Genomic DNA, 16,782 nt, shown 5'->3' with positions numbered 1-16,782 from the left:
GTGAATGACACAAGTGAGAGCAAAGTGTTGGGGATCGTCGGATAAATCTCAACCGCCTCTTAAGACCTAGTAACGGCATTCTCGCATAAACCGCGAAGCCGAAGCGTAGCAAGTGCGAGGGTCTCTATGTTGCCGATCATGTTCACTGCGATCATCGCTTGCGCCGCTACGGCTGCAATGACCGCTCCCTACAGCCAGCTTCTTGCGTTGCTGGCCGGACCTATCATGGGCAGCTTCGCTGGCCTCTGTGTTGCCCTCTTTCAGGCATGGCAGCGTGGTCCCGAGTGGAGCGCTGAAAAAGATCTTGATCGGCAGACGGACGCCATGGTGAGCGCGCTTCGACAGCTTGCTGAGCAGGGAAGCGCGATCGATACCGCCTCAAGCGCGAAACATAGCAAATCTCTGCAAGCGATCACGGAACCGAATTCAACAAGTTCAGGCACTATGCCAAAACGCGCCGCTGGGTAAAACCTACTGGAGCAGCGTTCGTTTTTTGGTTGATTAATCATTGAGTTGGGGCAGGCTCCTTGCGCAAAATTACGACCCGTCGATCTGGGCTGATGGATTTGTTTGCTGAAGGATGAGTTGCTGATTTCTGGGGAGGCAATGGTTTTCCTCAGTATGTAGGGAGCTATCGGCGATTATCTTTATAAGCTATTTTTATTTCCGCAATCATAGTGTGGTGCTAGCCCGGCTTGAAAATTGCTTGCGCTAATTTTTGCGCAGGTCGACAGGGGCTTGTAGTGTCGCCCCAGCAACGGCGAGTCCTTCCTTTCGCCGCATGATTATAAATCGTCTGTTGCCAAAATCGGCAACCAGCATATTGCTGCCAATATCTCGTACGACTATCGGATACAGATCTTTGCTGGCCTGATCTCCAATATGACCTCGTACACGCTTTGCGTCGATGATTGCGACGATTCCACTGCCTGTCCAGCGCCCGTTGATATCTCTGAGAAATGACGCCGCCGCAGCATTCAAATTCGGCAGTATCGGCTTTTGCACCTGTGGTTTGGTGAAAGCATCTGACGTGATCGGAGCTGCTTCGAGCCACCGGCTTGGCTGGAGATCTCGAATCGTCGATGGAGGCGCAGGTGGTGGTACTGGCAGAACGACGCTGTCTGGCTTGATGTAAGATCCCAGGCGCCAAACTACACCCAAGGTGAGCAGCCCCAGAGTCGCCGCTGTTGCATAAGCGCGGTAGCTAGCGGACATTGCTGAAATAATCGCTAATTATATCACTTTAGTCACGATAGAAATAGTGTCTGTGTTTGGCGCAAATTTGATTTGTGTCGTCGCGGTAGTATTCCGTTGCATTCATTTCATTCTATCCTTAGGCAGTTGGATATGTCAGCGGTACGCTTCAGTGACCTCGATCGGTGCCTGTGGCCTGCCCCCATTCACGGCTCCCAGATGGCGCGGAATGGGACCTGGCGTGACAATGATGTCCTCAACCCCATTCCCAGCTGCTCGATATGTCCGATAGGCAGGCGTGTTAAGCAATGCGGTGGGCTGCATTTTTGCTGGAGCGGCCAGGCGCACGCAACTGCGACCTAAGAGACGCATCCAATCGCGACATCGTCCTCGCCGGAGTACTGTGCTGCAGCATGAGCTTATTGTAAAGCGATAAGCAGTGAAATATGGTTAATAGGCCGTGGAAATTGTGTTTTTTTATAAAAATAGACAATGCAACTCGGAGATATCTTATGCTGTATTTATGAATACCAACTTTTAATTCTCAGACCCGTTTGTGGGTAAGTTCAGGTCGTGTGAGGGTGATATTGTGTTAAAATTGATACATAGCATCTATTTATGAGTAATTAAGACTTGGTCCATGCGTTAACAATAAGCTATATCATATCTCATATTTATCATAACGCCGCTCGATATGAGTAGTTTCTATTGAACGCGTCTTCTAAATGTCTCGATCGTCGATTGAGTCGGGGAAAATTGGCGTTCCGAGGAATCTACACTCAAACTTAACGATCCTTGGAGACCAAATCGTCATCAAGCGTATCTACGGTGAACCTAATTCGGGAGTGCTATGATGCAGATATGGCTTACGTACGAAGAAGCCGGGAGGTTCATGAGCCTTGATGCCGACTCTGCGCGGAATGCGATTGCTGCGCAGGGATGGTCAAGGCGGCGCTGCAGCGACGGCCTGACCCGTACGAAGCTCCCTCCGGGCGCGGCGTCGGCCTTTCTTTTGAACGCGGCCAGCGAGGAGGCAAAGGCGGCAATTCATGCGATGCAATCGCTGCTTGCGGACGCGCAAGTCGCCGTGCTGAAATCCCAACTAGGCTTCTCGTCTCCGTTGCCTTCAACGAATATTGCACCAAACGAAAGCCCAACTTTAGACTTGAGCATGGGGGCGTCGCGACGCCTCGTTGGTTAAAGCGTATTATGCCCTCCTCGTTAAATTTCGTCTTGCTCAAGCATAAGGCAAACAAAAGTAACCGCGTGTAGACCCACCAATGTGTTGGCGTTGTGCTCGTGATCGTCGATCAGTCGTCTTCGGTGAGCGGCCAAGGCGAAGGAGCGCTCCGCCTCCCCCAATCGATGTACCAATAAAGCAAAGTCGCGCTTGGCCTTGGGCGTCTTTACCGCCCTCAATTTGATGCTGGCGGCCCGCGCGGCCGCCGCCGACTCCGACCATTATAGCCTCGATCGAAGCAGGCCGATTTGGAATTGGAGGCGAACCGCTTTGGTGGAGATGTGGAACGCTTGCGGGTCAGCAGTTGGCAGCATCTCCTGTTCGTAGTGTTCCAGTGAGCGATAGCCGAGCGAAACATCCGGGCGCACGTGGATGTAGAAGCCTCCAATGAAGGCAAAGAATGCCATGGCGGTCTGCGCTCAACGGGTGAAACGCCACCGCTCAGGCAACTGATGCTTTAGCACCGCGCAGAAACTATCGCATAGCGTGTTGTCATAGGTGTCGCCGACCCAGCCTATGGAACGTCGCACGTCCGCCTTGCGGCAGCGGCGCCGAAGGTCCGCGACGTCTATCGCGATTCCTGGTCGGAGTGCTGGATCAAGTCGCACGGTTGGCGTTCGATGACGGCGGTCTCCACCACATCGAACACGCGTTCGGTCCAGAGGTCATTGGCGAACGACCAACCCACGACGCGCCGGCTCCTAATACCGATCACCACGGCAAGATAGGGGAAGTTCAAGGCGGCCGGCCCGAAGGTTATGTTGCCCGCCCAAATCTGGTTGGAGGCCTCTGCGGGAGATTGTGATCCGCCAAATCGCGTGCGGGGCGAGCCGCTCGCTAGCGCCGGGTGGCCAAGGTGCCTCTACGCCGCTGGCTGAGGCCGATGAGACTGGCCTCTGCATCAGTCACGCGATGCGCTTGCGTCGACGTTCTTGGACGCGCGATGGCCGTTTTCGCGGTCGCTTTGGGCTATCTAGTTAACGACGGCTTGGATGGAGGACTCGAACTCAAGCGACAGGTCGATTGGGTCGTCTTTATCGCGGACCAGCCCAACCAATTGTTTGCAACTCTGGAGCTAAATGATAAGATGGGTGCGACTTGGAGTGAGCCTTGTTTAGGTTGCTCGCAGGACTCCACGAGATTGGATGATCGTCAGTTACAGCAATTTGTTGCCTCTTGTTTCCTGAAAAATTTTTCGTTGGACTTTCAATCTATCTGAATTTTGTGCCGGCGTGAAATGCGCTGTGAGGACGCCGTGGCCTCGCAATCGCCGTGAACGGTGTCCAATATCTCAAGATAGTTTATCTAAATCTCTGCTTGCTTTATCCTTATGAAGGCAATGTGAATAGCATCGTTTACATTACGTATGGCGAACAATAATTTTCATCATCGAATCTATACATTGTGTGTTCGATGGGGCGCCGAGACGTGGCAGCTCTTTGTATTTCGATGAGCTAACGCCTGATCTGCTGGAGAGCGACGCGCTTCGGTGGAGTGGCGTCGTTGCTGGAAGCGGGAGCCGCTACCTTAACTGTGAAGGTCGGAACCGGCGATCAACTTAAAGTAACAATTAATCGGAGATCGCCTATAGGTAGTTTTTTGTCCCCAGATCCTGCGTCATCATTGCAGCCGGTGCCGGAACTTTTCAGTATTGACGTCGGTTAACGGCGACGAAAAAGCAACACCAGTTGAAACTCGAACGGCCGGCATTAACCAACGATGCATCTCTATGTGGGCTGGCCATTGAAGCGAGTTTAAGGATTTGATAACTAGGTTTAATAAATCAGCTCTAGGGTGGGTAGCGTGTCTGTGATGAAAGGGCTCTCCGTCAGTGTCATGATGCTGTCCATCATGGCGTGTACGCCTGCCCTGGCGGCTTCATGCAATTCGGCGTTCGGCATGGCCTCTGTCGCCGATATGGACGCGTTCAAGGCGGATCCGCTGTCGCTACTCAACAGCAATCCCAATGGCGGCGGTGCACTCGCTCGGTCCGCGCGCGCTTTGGTTCTGGCTGATACCGAATTTTCCGACGTGATGCTTTCGCTCGGGGTGGCCGCGAACGCTGATCAACGTTCAGCGATCGGGGCAGGCCTCGGCCAAGCTGCGTTGGCCTGCGCGCGGACGCAGCCTGAGGCAGTGCAGCGGATGCAGGCCGCTCTGATCTCGCGTGGTAGCCCGGAAATCGCGCAGGCCTTCAAGGCCGTGACAGGCGACATTCCGACCACTGCCGTCAGTGTGCCAGCGACCCCCTCGACCCCGATTGGCGGAACGGATGCGAGCCTCATCGGCGGTGGACAGAACGAAGTGCCCCAAGGCGTTGCGCAGAGGTCGGTTCCCACGACCCTAGGGTTCTTCAATTCGGCGGCAATTGCTCGTACGGCCCAAGCAGCGCGACTTTCGCCAATTATCATCGTCGGTGGTAACGGTAGCACCGGCGGTGGGGGCACTGTTGGCGGCGGTGGAACCATTGGTGGCGGCGGCAGCATCGGCGGTGGCAGTGGCGGTGGCGGTACCCCCGTCCCGACTGTTCCCGGTCCCGTGGTTGGGGTCGGACTACCCGCCCTCCTTTTCTCTCTTGTGTCTGGGTTGATCTATCGTCGCCGCCGCAACCGCGTCTCTGTGGCATAAAGTGGTCGGCGGCTTTTATAGTTTGCAAAGATGAGTTCAGATGGGCCGGTGAAATTGCAGTTGAATTAGTCGTATAGCTGCCTTCCGCATCTTAAAATAAGGCGCTCTATAGTTTCTAGTAGGTGGTCGGCCGAGTCATAATGAGCGGCGGCGAAGAAGTCGGCGCACTCATCGGGGTGATGGCCTCGATGAGCCGTTGTATGGCCAGCCATAACCCGTTGACGGTTCGCCCGGCGACTGTGCGCAGCAGCGCCTTGAGCTTTGAGAAAGCCCCGTCATCCTGCGCTTTTCAAAGAATCGATCGTATTAAAGTCCGGCGAGTAGGGCGGGAGGAGCAGCAGCTACGCGCCCGCCATCCTCGATGGCGGCCTGTACCGCCGAACCGTTGTAGCTTTTGAGATTGTCCATCATGAGGATGTCGCGAGGGATGAGTTCGGGCCCGAGAACGTCCCCGGCGTAAGCCTGGGAGGCATCGCGATAAATCGGTCCGTCCAGCGCGAACGACACAGCGATCCCGGACGGGCGTAGTCCCGTCACGAAGGTAGGTGTCTTCTAGCGGCCGTACGGCACACCTGAGCGTAGTCGTTCCTCAGGCGAGGCGCGTCCGAGAGTGCGGGTCATTGGTCGCGGTCACACCTGGTCGAGGAACGAGAAGCGCGAAGGTCGAGGTCGGGCTGGCCTTCGAATCGGGCTTGGCGGGTCGCCTTTTCAGCCGAGCAATTCTACTCCGCGGCGTGGGCTATCTTTCTCTGTACGTCAGGCCGGCCGCATCGAGGAAGTACCACAGAGTCCCAAGCCCAACCGTGAGAGTGCGCCCCTCCCGCAAGCAGATCCGCATCTCCTTTAAGGTGATGTCGTGGCGCTCAGCGATCAGATGGCGCCGGAACGCCTTCGTGCAGGTCGAGCTTCGAGCCGGCTTGCCCGCTTGCTAATCAGCCGCAACCGTCCCGGGCGTGGCCAGTCCCGTCATCCGGCGGACCGCCGTCGCGGCACCGATCCCGAAGCGCTCGGTCGACTACCGACGCGAAGCCGCGCCTGCCGCATCCATCACGCGTTCACGCGGATCTTGGCTGTAACGGTCTGCCCATGCCCGGCTCCAAATCTGGAGCGCCATGAGCCAGCCCGACAGTCTTACAGAACCCAACCATCCGATACGGATCAAACCGAAAACGCCTTAGCATCCATCCGGTCAACGGATCCGCCGGCCATTCGCACCCGAGCGGCGATGCTCAGCCGCTTTGAACCCGCCATGTGGCTCTATGCGAAGCCAATCAGCCGAATCCTCCCGAACAGCGCGGCTGTTCAAGGAGTAGATTTGGGCCGCCCCGATGTCGGCAGGGAAGGTATGAAACTCACCAACCCCTGCTGAGCGCTTGCCAGTGAGCCAGGATGGCACTCTGAGAAGCAGCTCCTATCTACCGCTCCGGGCGGTTGAACTCGATTCAGTCAGTCACGATGCCTGCAAGAATATGCGGGGTAGCGGTTTTAGATCGCCTTGGGGCTTTTGGAGGATAATAAATGATCCGTTTGATTCTCGTGCCGATCGTGGCGGTGCTTTCAACGGGATTCGCCTGGGGGCAGACGCGCCAGCCGATCCCATCCGGATCGCCCTGCATACCCGGTGACCCCGTTCGCCGCGACTGTCGCTCCAGCCCGCTCTACAATTCAACGCCGGGCTCTCTGAACTCCATCAACCAAGCGCCAAACTTCTCAGGCGGTGGCGCTTTCGGAACGTCCCGGCGACCGTCCAATGATTTCCGGGAAGGAGTTCCGCAACGCTGAGCCTTTCGGCTTAGCGCAAGGTGTTGAAGTTGGAGCGGGCGATATTGCCCTCATTGAGTGTCGCGACCCCGACGCGCAGCAGCGTCAGCACTTTCAGGAACTCAACGGCAGGGGCATTCGACACATAGAGAATGTCCTTGTCGCGAATGAGGAACTGACGAAGCGTGAAGAGCCCATCTTCGGCGCGCAGGTCAAACTGATAGATGACCGGAATATGGTCTTTAGGCCATACTTTCACGTCGATGCCGAGATCTGCCGCGACCCGGCGGGACTCCATCCTGTAGACGAACACGGTGGTCGGGTTCGCTCGCTCGTCGAGGAGGCCGCCACCGCGACCGAGAGCCTCGGACACCGTCGTCTGTTCTGCTTCGAAGTTATACTTTCCGTTGAGTCCCGTGGCGCCGAGCACAACGAACGAGCGGTTCTCGGTATAGACGTAAATCACGTCGCCCGGCTGGACGAACACGTTGTTGGACGGTTCTCTGACGAGCTTGTTGAAATACACCGTGCGCTTGCGAGAGCCGCGCTGAAGCGTCACGAAGCTTTGGTACCCCGTGCCCTTCGGGCCGCCTGCGCGGGCAATCACATCCAGCACGCGTTCGCCTGACGGATTGATGGCGAGCCGGGATGGCAGGTTGACCTCGCCAAGGACGCTGACCTGGGTAGCCTTCTGGTCAATGATTGAGACAACAGCCTGCGGTTCGATCGCCCGATTTCGCAGGCGCTGCTCGATCTCGGCTTGCACTTCCGGAGCTCGGCGGCCAACGGCGGGAATCAGTCCGGCATAGGGCACCGAAATCGTGCCACTGCGATCAACCTGTTGGTTCGGGAGCGTGACGAAGTTGCCCGCCCTTGCCCCGGCTTGGTCGGGAATGAAGAGGCCTCCAGCCGCCGCTTCGAAGATGGTCACGCCAATGGTATCGCCGATGCCAAGGCGGACTTCCGCGGCCCGCCCCTGCGAGACAAACGAGCCCAACGTGCCCTCGCCCGTCGCGTCCCGCGCTGTGACGTCGGCCACATGAGGCGTGGCGTTGATCAGAGTGTGCGGAAGCAATTCCTGAGGATCGGTGGGGATGGATGGATCCCCCGACACCTTCGGACCGGATGTCGGGAACGCACCTGAACACCCGCTCAGGATTGCGGCCAAGCCGGCAACCCTGGCAAGAATGCTAAGTCTGCGACCTACGACCACGACGCCGTTATCCTCTCAACCAACTCCACGCTGGTTATGAGCGAGATCGTGAAAAGGTCTAGTTGAGGTGCCTCAAATTTTCTATATTTGGGCAGCATGTGACGCCGGGGCAACAGTCATGATTCACAATTCATGGTTAACGCGTACGTTGAAAAATAAACTATTCATAGCTACCAAATAATTGCCGCGAAGAGAATCGTATTATTTTGAGGCGGGAAACCTGCGACATGGACCGTCCTATAGCTACGGCGATGTTCGAGCCGTCGAGGGCTTTCGGCTGAAAGCCGTCATGTGAGCCCAGAGGAACCGCAATGCGCGCAGGCGTATCAGAACACCCATCGCCGCGATTCTGTCGATCGGGCGCCGAAGCCGCCGGGTGAACAACACCTGAAAGAGATGGACGCTGGTCGATAGCAGCGTGATGTAGGCGCGAACCAGCCACCGCACCCGGCCGAATGGTTGACGCGTGGTCAGTGCGAAAGCCTCGGCGTTGAGTCGGCGCCACTTACGCACCAGTTGGTCCCATTCGTGCCGTGCCGGATGACCCACGACAGCCTTCGGCGCAAAGCCGAGTGTTCGGCCCTTCGCCGCAGCCCGGTGACACCACTCCACGTCTTCGGACACATCGTTGCCAAAAGGACCGACAGCCTCGAACGTCTCCCGACTGACCAGAAGGGCCGCGGTGACCGAAAAGCCCTTCTTTTTGATGTATTGTTCGTTTTGGAAGGCGAAGACCAACTCGAACGCCTCGGAGGGGGTCGGTCGTCCCGGTTTTTCGACATCGACGCGGATCGCCCCGCCCACGACGTCGAAGTGGTCGAGCATCCGCACCCCCTCCTCCAAGAAGGCCGGATCCGGACGGCAGTCGCTGTCGACAAAAGCCAGGATGCGTCCGTGTGAGGCGGCGACGCCGACATTGCGGGTCGGACCAGCCCCCTTTTCCCGCGATAAGACGACCCTTGCGCGACCCGCCACGGTCGCCTCGACCGCGGCCAGTCCGACCGGCGAAGCGTTGTCTGAGACGACGATCTCGAAGGCATCACGCCCGATGGTCTGCGTCTCCAGATGGGTCAGGCATCGGTCGAGGTTCTCGAGATCCTGATAATTCGGAATGATCACGGATACGCGGACGACGGTCTCGGCATTATGGTCACAGGTCGATACGGCCAGATTGTCGGTGCGTTCAAGCATGATAGGCCGCAGCGTTCACGACTGAGGTTTCGCCAAGTTCGATCAAGCGCTTGATGTCAGCTCGGTTGAGCAGACCGCCGATCACCTTCTCACGAACCTTCGGATTGTTGCGCATGGCATCCTCAAGGACGTAGCTGGGGGTTTCGTTCCAACGGGCTACTATGAGGAACCCGTCGACGATGTCGGTGACGGCTTCCGCATCGGATACCGGCCCAATTGCTGGCAAGTCCACGATGATGTAGCGATATTGAGTTTTCAGGCTCTCCATTAAACTTCTAAGATTGAGGGCAGAGAGCATCTGTCCCGGTTGTTCGGGTCGGACCGTGCCAAAACAAGGCAGGAAGAAGAGGTTCGGTTCACGGAGGGGGCGTATCGCGGTCGGAAGCGTGTTCGGTTGATCGACGACCTCCACCAAACCCGCTTCGCGGCTTGGGGCCAGGAGGTTCGACAGCGATGGCCGACGGGCATTCGCATCGATCAAGAGCGTGCGGGAGCCGGTCTCTGCGCAGAGTTGGGCGAGCGTGCTTGCCGTCACGCTCTTGCCCTCACCGATCCCTGCCGAGATCACGCCGATGACCACAGGCTTATCGACCCGACGTAGGTCGATGCTGACTTTAATGCTTCGCAGCGTCTCTTCGCCAAAGCTTCCGACTGCCGAGCGGAGCCCTCGGTGGGCAGGAGCCGCCGGCTGAGATCGGTCGATCTCAGGGAGAAAGCCCAGGCTCGGGGCGCCGAGGGATTCTTCAATTTGACGGCGGAAGCGGATTCGGCGCGAGAATGCTTCCCGTGCGACTGCCAACAGGCAGCCGGCACCGAAGCCGAGCAACAGGCCGCCCCCAAGCGCCTTGATGGGCGTCGGGAAAGATCGCTCCGTTGGGACCTGCGCAGCGGTGATGATGCGGGCTTCCGTCATCGGAAAGCTTTGCTTTTGAATTCCGTCGACATAGCGCGACATGAACGTGTCGCGAATCGACTTCACCGTCTCCGCAGCGCTCTCCAATTGCATGAGCTGGACTCGTCTTTCACGGGCTTGGGTCGACCGTTCGGAGAGTTCCGCCAATTCCTTCTGCAGACGTTGTTCTTTGATCTGGGCGACCGTGAGTTCGGTGCGGGCACTTTCCAAAATCCGACGGATCTCGTCATTGATCGAGTTCTGCAACTCGCTCATCTTGGCACGAGCCTTGATGACCGCCTCATGGGTCGTGCCGTACCGGACCGACAGATCCGCTACCTGTCGCTTGGCGTCGAAGTAAGCGTTTCGCAGGGTCGTGATGACTTCGTTCGTGAACTCCTCTGAAAGCGCGCTCTGGAGTCCGCCCGTCTTCGCGATCTCGTCGATCTGCGCGACCTTCGCCGCTGCGCCGGCCCGTGCGAAGCTCGCGCTCACGACGCTTTGACTCAGGTCGAGGATCTGTTGCTCCTCGATGAAGCGCCCATCGATCGTGACAATATTGTTTTGTATCCGATACTCAATGACGGCACGATCAGCCTTGCTGACTCTGTCCTGAAGCTCAGCGATGCGCTCGGAGAACCAATCGCTCGCTTTCTGAGAAGCAATTCGTTTGGCCTCAAGCTGATCGTCGATGTAGGCTTGAGCCAATGCGTTGGCGAGACGTGCCGCCTTTTCCGCATTACGGGCGGTCACGGTGATGCCGATGGCGTAGGAAAGATCGACGCGCTCGGTCGAGGTGGCCTTGCGAAGCGCTTCGATCGCGATCCGGCGGCGTTCTTCCTGCGACTCGGTCGTCGGGTCGTCCGCCAATCCGAGTGTAGCGAGAAGCCTTTTGAGGCTGGACGCGGACCCGATGAATTGCGGATCTTCATCGAGCTTTTCGGAAAGTACGACCCGGCTCAACACACCCAATGATTTGAGAAGCTCGATCTGACTCAAGACGACCGAGCTATCGATCCGGCCTGTTGGGGTGGAGAAATTTTCATCGACGACGGACAGCCGCTTGAAATCGACCAAGACGGTCGACGAAGCCTTGTAGGATGAAGGCGCGAACAGCAGAACGAGGAGGCCGAGAATAAGGGCGGCTAAGGTCGTCCGCACGATCAGCCGCCGTTGGCGGCGCAGAACGCCGAGAATGAACGCGACGTCGCCCGGATCCGCTGCGGCCCTGGACCCTATCGGGGCCGCTCCAATCGTTGTGCGCGGGTCGGGCGCAAACGAAGACATTCGGTTGTGAAGATTCATGGTTGTGCGGCCTGACCTTCAAGGCGCATCCGGCCACGCCGGCGGCTGACCGGATCTGTATCTTACCGTATCAACCGCCATTCTGCGATCAGTTCAGCGGCCGTAGTCAGACACTTTTTTCAGCGTCGTCTATCAACCTCCGCGATAAAGGCTGAAATACGCCCAACGAGTTGTGAGCCGGCATGCGAGGAGATGCCTGCGGAACGACCCAGGGTTTCGATCCTGTCGAGGTAGTCGACGAGTTCGTCCTCATCCTGCGCGACAGTCACGATGTTTTGTTCCGCCATGAGCCGAGCGGTGGACATCTGATGATCGTTGCGATGCTCGCCGAGGGCAGCGCGGCGCGGCATGATCAGGATCGGTTTGCCGAGTTCCAATGCCGTGATGATGGAGCCCATGCCTGCATGGGCGACGACAGCCGTAGCCTCCGTAACGCATCGCTTGAACTCGGTCGGCGTCATGGTCGCCTGACAGCGAATATGCTTCGGGACGTATTTGGAGGCGCCGATTTGCGCAACCACGTCGGATCGATCGCGGGTGCCCGCCCAGGTATCGACGGCACCCACCAGGCGATCGAAAGGTAGCTGAACCCCAACCGTTACGAAGATCATATGACCGAACCCTCGTAATGCGGACCGTCCGGCTTCGCGAGATGCTTCCACTGGGTCAGCCAGAGGTCCGCGAACCGCCCCGCCAATCGCCCGGACATCGAAAGGGTGTCGACGTTGGCGAAGCTATCCAGCCAGATCGTTTTCGCGCCGATCAAGCGGCCGAACAGCAGGGCGATACAGCCAGGAGCCGCGCCGGTCGAAATGACGATCGCGGGTCGCTCACGCACCATGATGCCGAGAACGGTGAGGCTCATCCGAATCACGGCGAGTTTGTTCCAGCGATTTGCATCAGGCACGCGGTAGAAACGATGGCCGCCGACTTGATCGCCAGCGTCCAGCGTACAGACAAAGGCGCAGTCGCAGTCTCCGAACGCGGGCGCGATCCGTAGCAGCTGGATCCAATGGCCACCGCCGGATGCAACGGCCAAAAGGCGCGGTCGTTTTTGTCGGTTCGCCATCGTCACCCCGATCCCAAGGACGGCGCGAGTAATGATGCAAGGCCCCTGCCGGATCAACCACGTGCCGAAAGAATCGGCTGCGTTTACAAATCCCCTTCGGAACCGTATGGCTAAGCCTAGCGTTCTTGTGGGAAACGCCTTAGGTTCCGTCAATGCGCCTGTTGCTGCTTCCCTTCATCGCGGTTACCCTGCCCTACGGGGCTGAGGCTGCGGATTATTCGCAGCGTCGCGGGGATGGGGCTGCGGGTGAACGTACATACGTTGAAGCCGCTCCGGAATATTTTGCGCCACCGCCGGCGAGAAGCTGCGGCAATTATTCTCCGGAAGGCCTCCTCCTCCACGCTGATCCGCGGCCTCGCTTCCGTGGATATGCGATTTGCAAGTACGCCGATGGGCCGCGCTACGGTTACACAACCATTGATACGTATACGCGTCGCGTCACGCAGTATCGTGAAGTGCGGTCTCGGACATTTTGGTAGTCAACTACACATCGTTAGGCACTAGCCGCAAGTAAGTTGATGCTGAGTGATATAGATGGGCTGTTCTAAGATATTTGAATAAAACGGTGTATTCACATTGTCGATAATCATTCTTCGGAATAATCAATTAGGTAAATTACTAAGGGGAATAATAATATCATATAACTCAATGTGTATGCTGGTTGCTTTCTTAAGTCCTTTTCATCAGATGCTAAATCATCCTGCGTAACTACGTATATCGATTCAGGCGGCTACAAACTTAGACGATTTGTGGCCTGAATTGAGTCGTTAATGAGCGAAAGAAATACGTAATTGATATAGAAGTTGATATTTCGATGAGAATGCCGAGTTTTATCTCAAAGCGTCTTCAATCAGCAAAAAGCGACATATCTCGTTCGGCGTATATCCCAGTGGGGCAACGCCTCTATGTCGTTGGTGACATCCACGGTCGAGCCGACCTCCTTGCTGCGATGCAGGCGCAGATCGACAATGACGTGAAAGCAAGGCCGTGCGCTGAGCCGATTGAGGTTTACCTCGGCGATCTGATCGACCGTGGTCCTGGCTCAGCGTCTGTCTTGGGTGAACTCATCAAAAGACAGACGACGCATAGGATCATCGTTCTTTCCGGTAATCACGAGCGGATGCTCCTAGAAGCGCTCGATGACGACCAGATGCTGGCGCTATGGCTCAAGCACGGAGGTCGTGAGACACTGAGCTCATACGGGTTGCACGGGACTGAGGTTGGCCTCGCCGATATGGCTGCAGGCGATGTCCGCAGGCTCATCACGACAACGATCCCGAGCAACCATTTCTCATTTCTGGAAGCTTTGCCGTATTCCTACGTAAGCGGCGACTATTTTTTTGCCCATGCCGGGATACGACCGAAGGTGCCGCTTCATGCGCAAAATCCAAACGACTTGATATGGATCAGGGAGCCGTTCCTGAGCTCCAGTTCCAATCATGGCTTGATTGTTGTGCACGGACACACGCCCGTTATTAAGCCCGAGTTTCTACCTAATAGAATTAACATTGACACCGGCGCCTATCTGACTGGCAAGTTGACCTGTCTCGTGCTCGAGGCCGATAAGTTGAGTATGTTAGGAGCAACATAATTTGATAGACTAAATCATTGTCTTAGCGTGGCTGTACGAGAGGGCTGTTTGTGCCTGGGTCAGTGATTGCCGCGAGAGCCGCTGTGATACTTCGTCGTGCAACGATTATGACTCGGGTAGCACTCTACGAGCCCCAGCGTAATATGCTGGTGTACGAGCATTGAAGCATTGATCCGATTTAGGACCGATCTATTCCGGATCAGGCAAGGTAGAGTTGATAATGATACTACAATAGTATTCAACAGAATTTTTAGATTTGCGCCCATGCCATCTTGCGCAGACTTGGGTGGCGTAGATGCCGGCAGATCCAGCGAAAGTATGCCTGTCTTCAACCAGAACGATAGTTAGCTGCCAACAAAGTATCCTCAAGCCTGTAAGGCTCAGTACTCTATTACACGCACATTTGACTAGTCGAACAGCATGATCATGTTAGTAAGCATTTCTGGTTTTTGCGAGTTGTACAAACGTGCCCGAAATAATTCGAATATCGAGCGCCACTGAGCAATTGTCTACATACCATATATCGTGTTCGACACGTCGTGCCATATCTTCGACGGCCCGCGTCTCACCGCGGTAGCCCTTGAGTTGCGCCCAGCCGGTCAGGCCTGGCTTCACGTGATGGCGCCACGCATAATTCGCGATAAGATTGTCGTAAAATGTATCGTGCGTGACGGCATGCGGGCGGGGACCGACGATCGACATCTCCCCTCTGAGGACGTTGATCAATTGCGGCAGCTCATCGATGCTCGACCGCCTCAGCCAGCTACCGACCATCGTGACGCGCGGATCATTCCGCGTGGCCTGTCGTACGACGCCGCTATCTTCCTGAACCCGCATGCTGCGGAATTTCAAAATTTTGAATTTTCTGCCGTTGAATCCGTTCCGTGTCTGCCGGAACAGGACGGGTCCCGGACTATCCAGCTTGATGGCAACACAAACCAGAACCATCAGCGGGAGAAGGGCAACGAGCGCGCTGGCCGCGACGGCAATGTCGAGGAAGCGCTTCGCTCGTCGCTCTCCGATTGATAGCGGTCCGCGTTGTACCTCGACCAGCGTCACGTTACCTGTCGACAGAGACGGCCGGCGAACGAGTTCGGCTACGTTGGGATCGGGGATCAGCCTGACGGGCAACGGTTGATTTCTCAGGAGATCACGGACTGCGATCCAGATCCGCACATCCGCAGCGATCACGACTTCTTCCACGTCCGAACCGCGGATCGACTCGAGCAGCCTTTTGGTTGCCTCCCTGGCGCCCGCTTCCTCGACATCCTGAGAATGCCCGGTGTCCCAATCGAAGGTTTGGGTCACGCCCAATCCGAGCGAAACAAGGCTTTTCCGGATGTCGCGCTGCGAGGCCAGCGTGCGGGGGGCGAGGAAATACACCGGGCGATGACGCACCGCATCATTGGCTTCCGCCCGGCGGACTGACGCGCTCATAAACATGCGCGCACCGGAAACGGCGGCCAACCCAACCGCGGCGAAGACCAAAACGAATCCGCGCGAGAAATCCGCGCCGATTTTCAGCCCGAATGCGACGGCTGTAAGGAAAAGAAAGGTAAGTGCCCAAACCACGGATATCTTCCGCAGCTGTCTCCCAATCTTTCGATTTCCATCGAATTGGTAGACGCCGCATTGATTTCCGAGCAGTACGAAAACGGCCGCAACCGTAATTGAAACTGCAAGATAGCTAATGCGATCTCCGTCGCGCCCTGGCATGAAAAAGCTGTAACCGAAATCGGATATCAAGCCGCACAACAGGATAACGCCTGCGTCGACCAGCTTGATGACATCAGGATCGATTACGGCCGCAAAGAAGCGTTTCCGCTGCGGCAGTTGGCTATCGACATGAGCGCTTGTGGTTTGCACGTGCCAACTCACTTTAATATGTCGTTAGGCAAGCCATCGCACACAATGATGCGATGCACAACCGTTGGCGCGCGGCCCGCTCCCCCTCCACGCGCAGAGCTTCAACTTCGCTGTTCGCAGTGCCAATACCCCGAACGCGTTTCAGCAACTTGGCCGCTACTGCCGCCAAACGCTTCAAGCGTCGATGTGGCGCTGGACTGGACGTATTGCTCGGCAACCTTCTCGATCGTTGCCTTGATTTGCAGTTTAAACTTCAACGTCCGAATTCGGCAGGCCACGGTCGCCCCCTCACCATCATGAGCATGTGAACGGTGCGCTTCCGTATCCGGTGGCGTTGATCGTACGCGAGATCCCCGGTGCTTTCCCTTCGGACGCATCGGGTTTTTTTTAAACGATGAAGAAGTCCTGAGCGTGGAGGTTGGCGGGGGTGGCGAAGGTCGCCACCGTCACGGCCGCGTCGCCGCCCGTCCCGTCCGCGTCCCACAGAAGCTGCTTGTGCGCCACGTCGTGCACGAACTGGCCGTGGCCGCTCACCGTAGGACCTGTTCTACTTCAACGCCGGCTTCACCTCGCCCCTCTTCGCCGTCTGGGGCGCCAACGCCGCCTACCAGTTCTCGCCCACCAGCTACATCCAGGCCGGCGCCTTCACCGTGAACCCCAACACCAACGTCCTGTCGGGCTACGATTTCGGCTACGAGCGCATCGCCGGGGCGCTGGTCATGACCGAGATCGGCACCAAGACCGACTATTCCATCACCGCCTATCCCGGCCGCGTCTCGCTCACCGGCTTCGTCAACACCGCCGACCACGACGACAACTTCAAGACCATCTT

Annotated in this window: 14 protein-coding genes and 2 pseudogenes; 6 read left to right on the top strand and 10 right to left on the bottom strand. The window is 57.0% G+C overall.

Annotated features, from left to right (window positions below; translation table 11 throughout):
• Nucleotides 1-126: 126 nt before the first annotated feature.
• Nucleotides 127-468, top strand: a complete 342-nt coding sequence (locus OWC43_RS12505) for a hypothetical protein (RefSeq protein WP_393956920.1) — start codon at nucleotides 127-129, stop codon at nucleotides 466-468.
• Between the two features lie 243 nt (nucleotides 469-711).
• Here the strand turns inward: OWC43_RS12505 and OWC43_RS12500 are convergent, their stop codons facing one another.
• Complete coding sequence (locus OWC43_RS12500; protein WP_393956919.1) at nucleotides 712-1,215, bottom strand: hypothetical protein; 504 nt, start codon at nucleotides 1,213-1,215, stop codon at nucleotides 712-714.
• Nucleotides 1,216-2,086: 871 nt separating this feature from the next.
• Between OWC43_RS12500 and OWC43_RS12495 the strand changes: the two genes are divergently transcribed.
• Nucleotides 2,087-2,395 (top strand): hypothetical protein, encoded by a 309-nt coding sequence (locus OWC43_RS12495; RefSeq protein WP_393956918.1) that lies wholly within the window; start codon nucleotides 2,087-2,089, stop codon nucleotides 2,393-2,395.
• Nucleotides 2,396-3,002: 607 nt separating this feature from the next.
• Here OWC43_RS12495 and OWC43_RS12490 read toward each other — a convergent pair.
• A pseudogene (locus OWC43_RS12490) lies at nucleotides 3,003-3,212 on the bottom strand (IS3 family transposase); the annotation flags it as partial.
• Between the two features lie 165 nt (nucleotides 3,213-3,377).
• On the opposite strand from OWC43_RS12490, the gene OWC43_RS12485 reads away from it, so the two are divergent.
• Together OWC43_RS12485 and OWC43_RS12480 are read left to right on the top strand one after the other, a co-directional pair.
• Nucleotides 3,378-3,653: a hypothetical protein gene (locus OWC43_RS12485; RefSeq protein WP_393956917.1), complete on the top strand. Its 276-nt coding sequence runs from the start codon at nucleotides 3,378-3,380 to the stop codon at nucleotides 3,651-3,653.
• Between the two features lie 617 nt (nucleotides 3,654-4,270).
• Entirely contained in the window at nucleotides 4,271-5,062 is a 792-nt protein-coding gene (locus OWC43_RS12480; protein ID WP_393956916.1) for a hypothetical protein, read from the top strand.
• Nucleotides 5,063-5,196: 134 nt separating this feature from the next.
• Here the strand turns inward: OWC43_RS12480 and OWC43_RS12475 are convergent.
• The 6 genes and pseudogenes from OWC43_RS12475 to OWC43_RS12450 all read right to left on the bottom strand — a co-directional run.
• Nucleotides 5,197-6,150: pseudogene (locus OWC43_RS12475) on the bottom strand (transposase); the annotation flags it as partial.
• A 704-nt stretch (nucleotides 6,151-6,854) separates the two neighbouring features.
• A complete protein-coding gene (locus OWC43_RS12470) occupies nucleotides 6,855-7,991 on the bottom strand; it encodes a polysaccharide biosynthesis/export family protein (RefSeq protein ID WP_210236234.1) in 1,137 nt (378 codons plus the stop codon).
• A gap of 288 nt (nucleotides 7,992-8,279) precedes the next feature.
• Nucleotides 8,280-9,227 (bottom strand): glycosyltransferase family 2 protein, encoded by a 948-nt coding sequence (locus OWC43_RS12465; protein WP_393956915.1) that lies wholly within the window; start codon nucleotides 9,225-9,227, stop codon nucleotides 8,280-8,282.
• Nucleotides 9,220-11,424: a Wzz/FepE/Etk N-terminal domain-containing protein gene (locus OWC43_RS12460; RefSeq protein WP_393956914.1), complete on the bottom strand. Its 2,205-nt coding sequence runs from the start codon at nucleotides 11,422-11,424 to the stop codon at nucleotides 9,220-9,222. The genes OWC43_RS12465 and OWC43_RS12460 overlap by 8 nt, the downstream gene beginning before the upstream one ends.
• Nucleotides 11,425-11,543: 119 nt before the next feature.
• Entirely contained in the window at nucleotides 11,544-12,035 is a 492-nt protein-coding gene (locus OWC43_RS12455; protein WP_137831696.1) for a glycosyltransferase, read from the bottom strand.
• Nucleotides 12,032-12,493: a UDP-N-acetylglucosamine--LPS N-acetylglucosamine transferase gene (locus OWC43_RS12450; protein WP_137831695.1), complete on the bottom strand. Its 462-nt coding sequence runs from the start codon at nucleotides 12,491-12,493 to the stop codon at nucleotides 12,032-12,034. Before OWC43_RS12450 ends, OWC43_RS12455 begins: the two co-directional genes overlap by 4 nt.
• 820 nt (nucleotides 12,494-13,313) lie before the next feature.
• Here OWC43_RS12450 and OWC43_RS12445 point away from each other — a divergent pair.
• A complete protein-coding gene (locus OWC43_RS12445; RefSeq protein WP_393956913.1) occupies nucleotides 13,314-14,084 on the top strand; it encodes a metallophosphoesterase in 771 nt (256 codons plus the stop codon).
• A 429-nt stretch (nucleotides 14,085-14,513) separates the two neighbouring features.
• Here the strand turns inward: OWC43_RS12445 and OWC43_RS12440 are convergent, their stop codons facing one another.
• Together OWC43_RS12440 and OWC43_RS12435 are read right to left on the bottom strand one after the other, a co-directional pair.
• The gene (locus tag OWC43_RS12440) at nucleotides 14,514-15,962 is read right to left on the bottom strand and encodes an undecaprenyl-phosphate glucose phosphotransferase (protein ID WP_171015612.1); all 1,449 of its coding nucleotides are present in this window, start codon (nucleotides 15,960-15,962) and stop codon (nucleotides 14,514-14,516) included.
• A gap of 375 nt (nucleotides 15,963-16,337) precedes the next feature.
• The gene (locus OWC43_RS12435) at nucleotides 16,338-16,484 is read right to left on the bottom strand and encodes a hypothetical protein (RefSeq protein WP_393956912.1); all 147 of its coding nucleotides are present in this window, start codon (nucleotides 16,482-16,484) and stop codon (nucleotides 16,338-16,340) included.
• Between the two features lie 8 nt (nucleotides 16,485-16,492).
• Here OWC43_RS12435 and OWC43_RS12430 point away from each other — a divergent pair.
• A partial coding sequence (locus OWC43_RS12430; protein WP_393958549.1) for a carbohydrate porin occupies nucleotides 16,493-16,782 on the top strand: 290 nt, incomplete at its 3' end.

This window comes from Methylorubrum sp. POS3 (assembly GCF_043352485.1).
GTDB lineage: Bacteria > Pseudomonadota > Alphaproteobacteria > Rhizobiales > Beijerinckiaceae > Methylobacterium > Methylobacterium suomiense.
The sequence above is the reverse complement of the archived record's forward strand: the minus strand, read 5'-3'. Positions and strand labels throughout refer to the sequence as shown.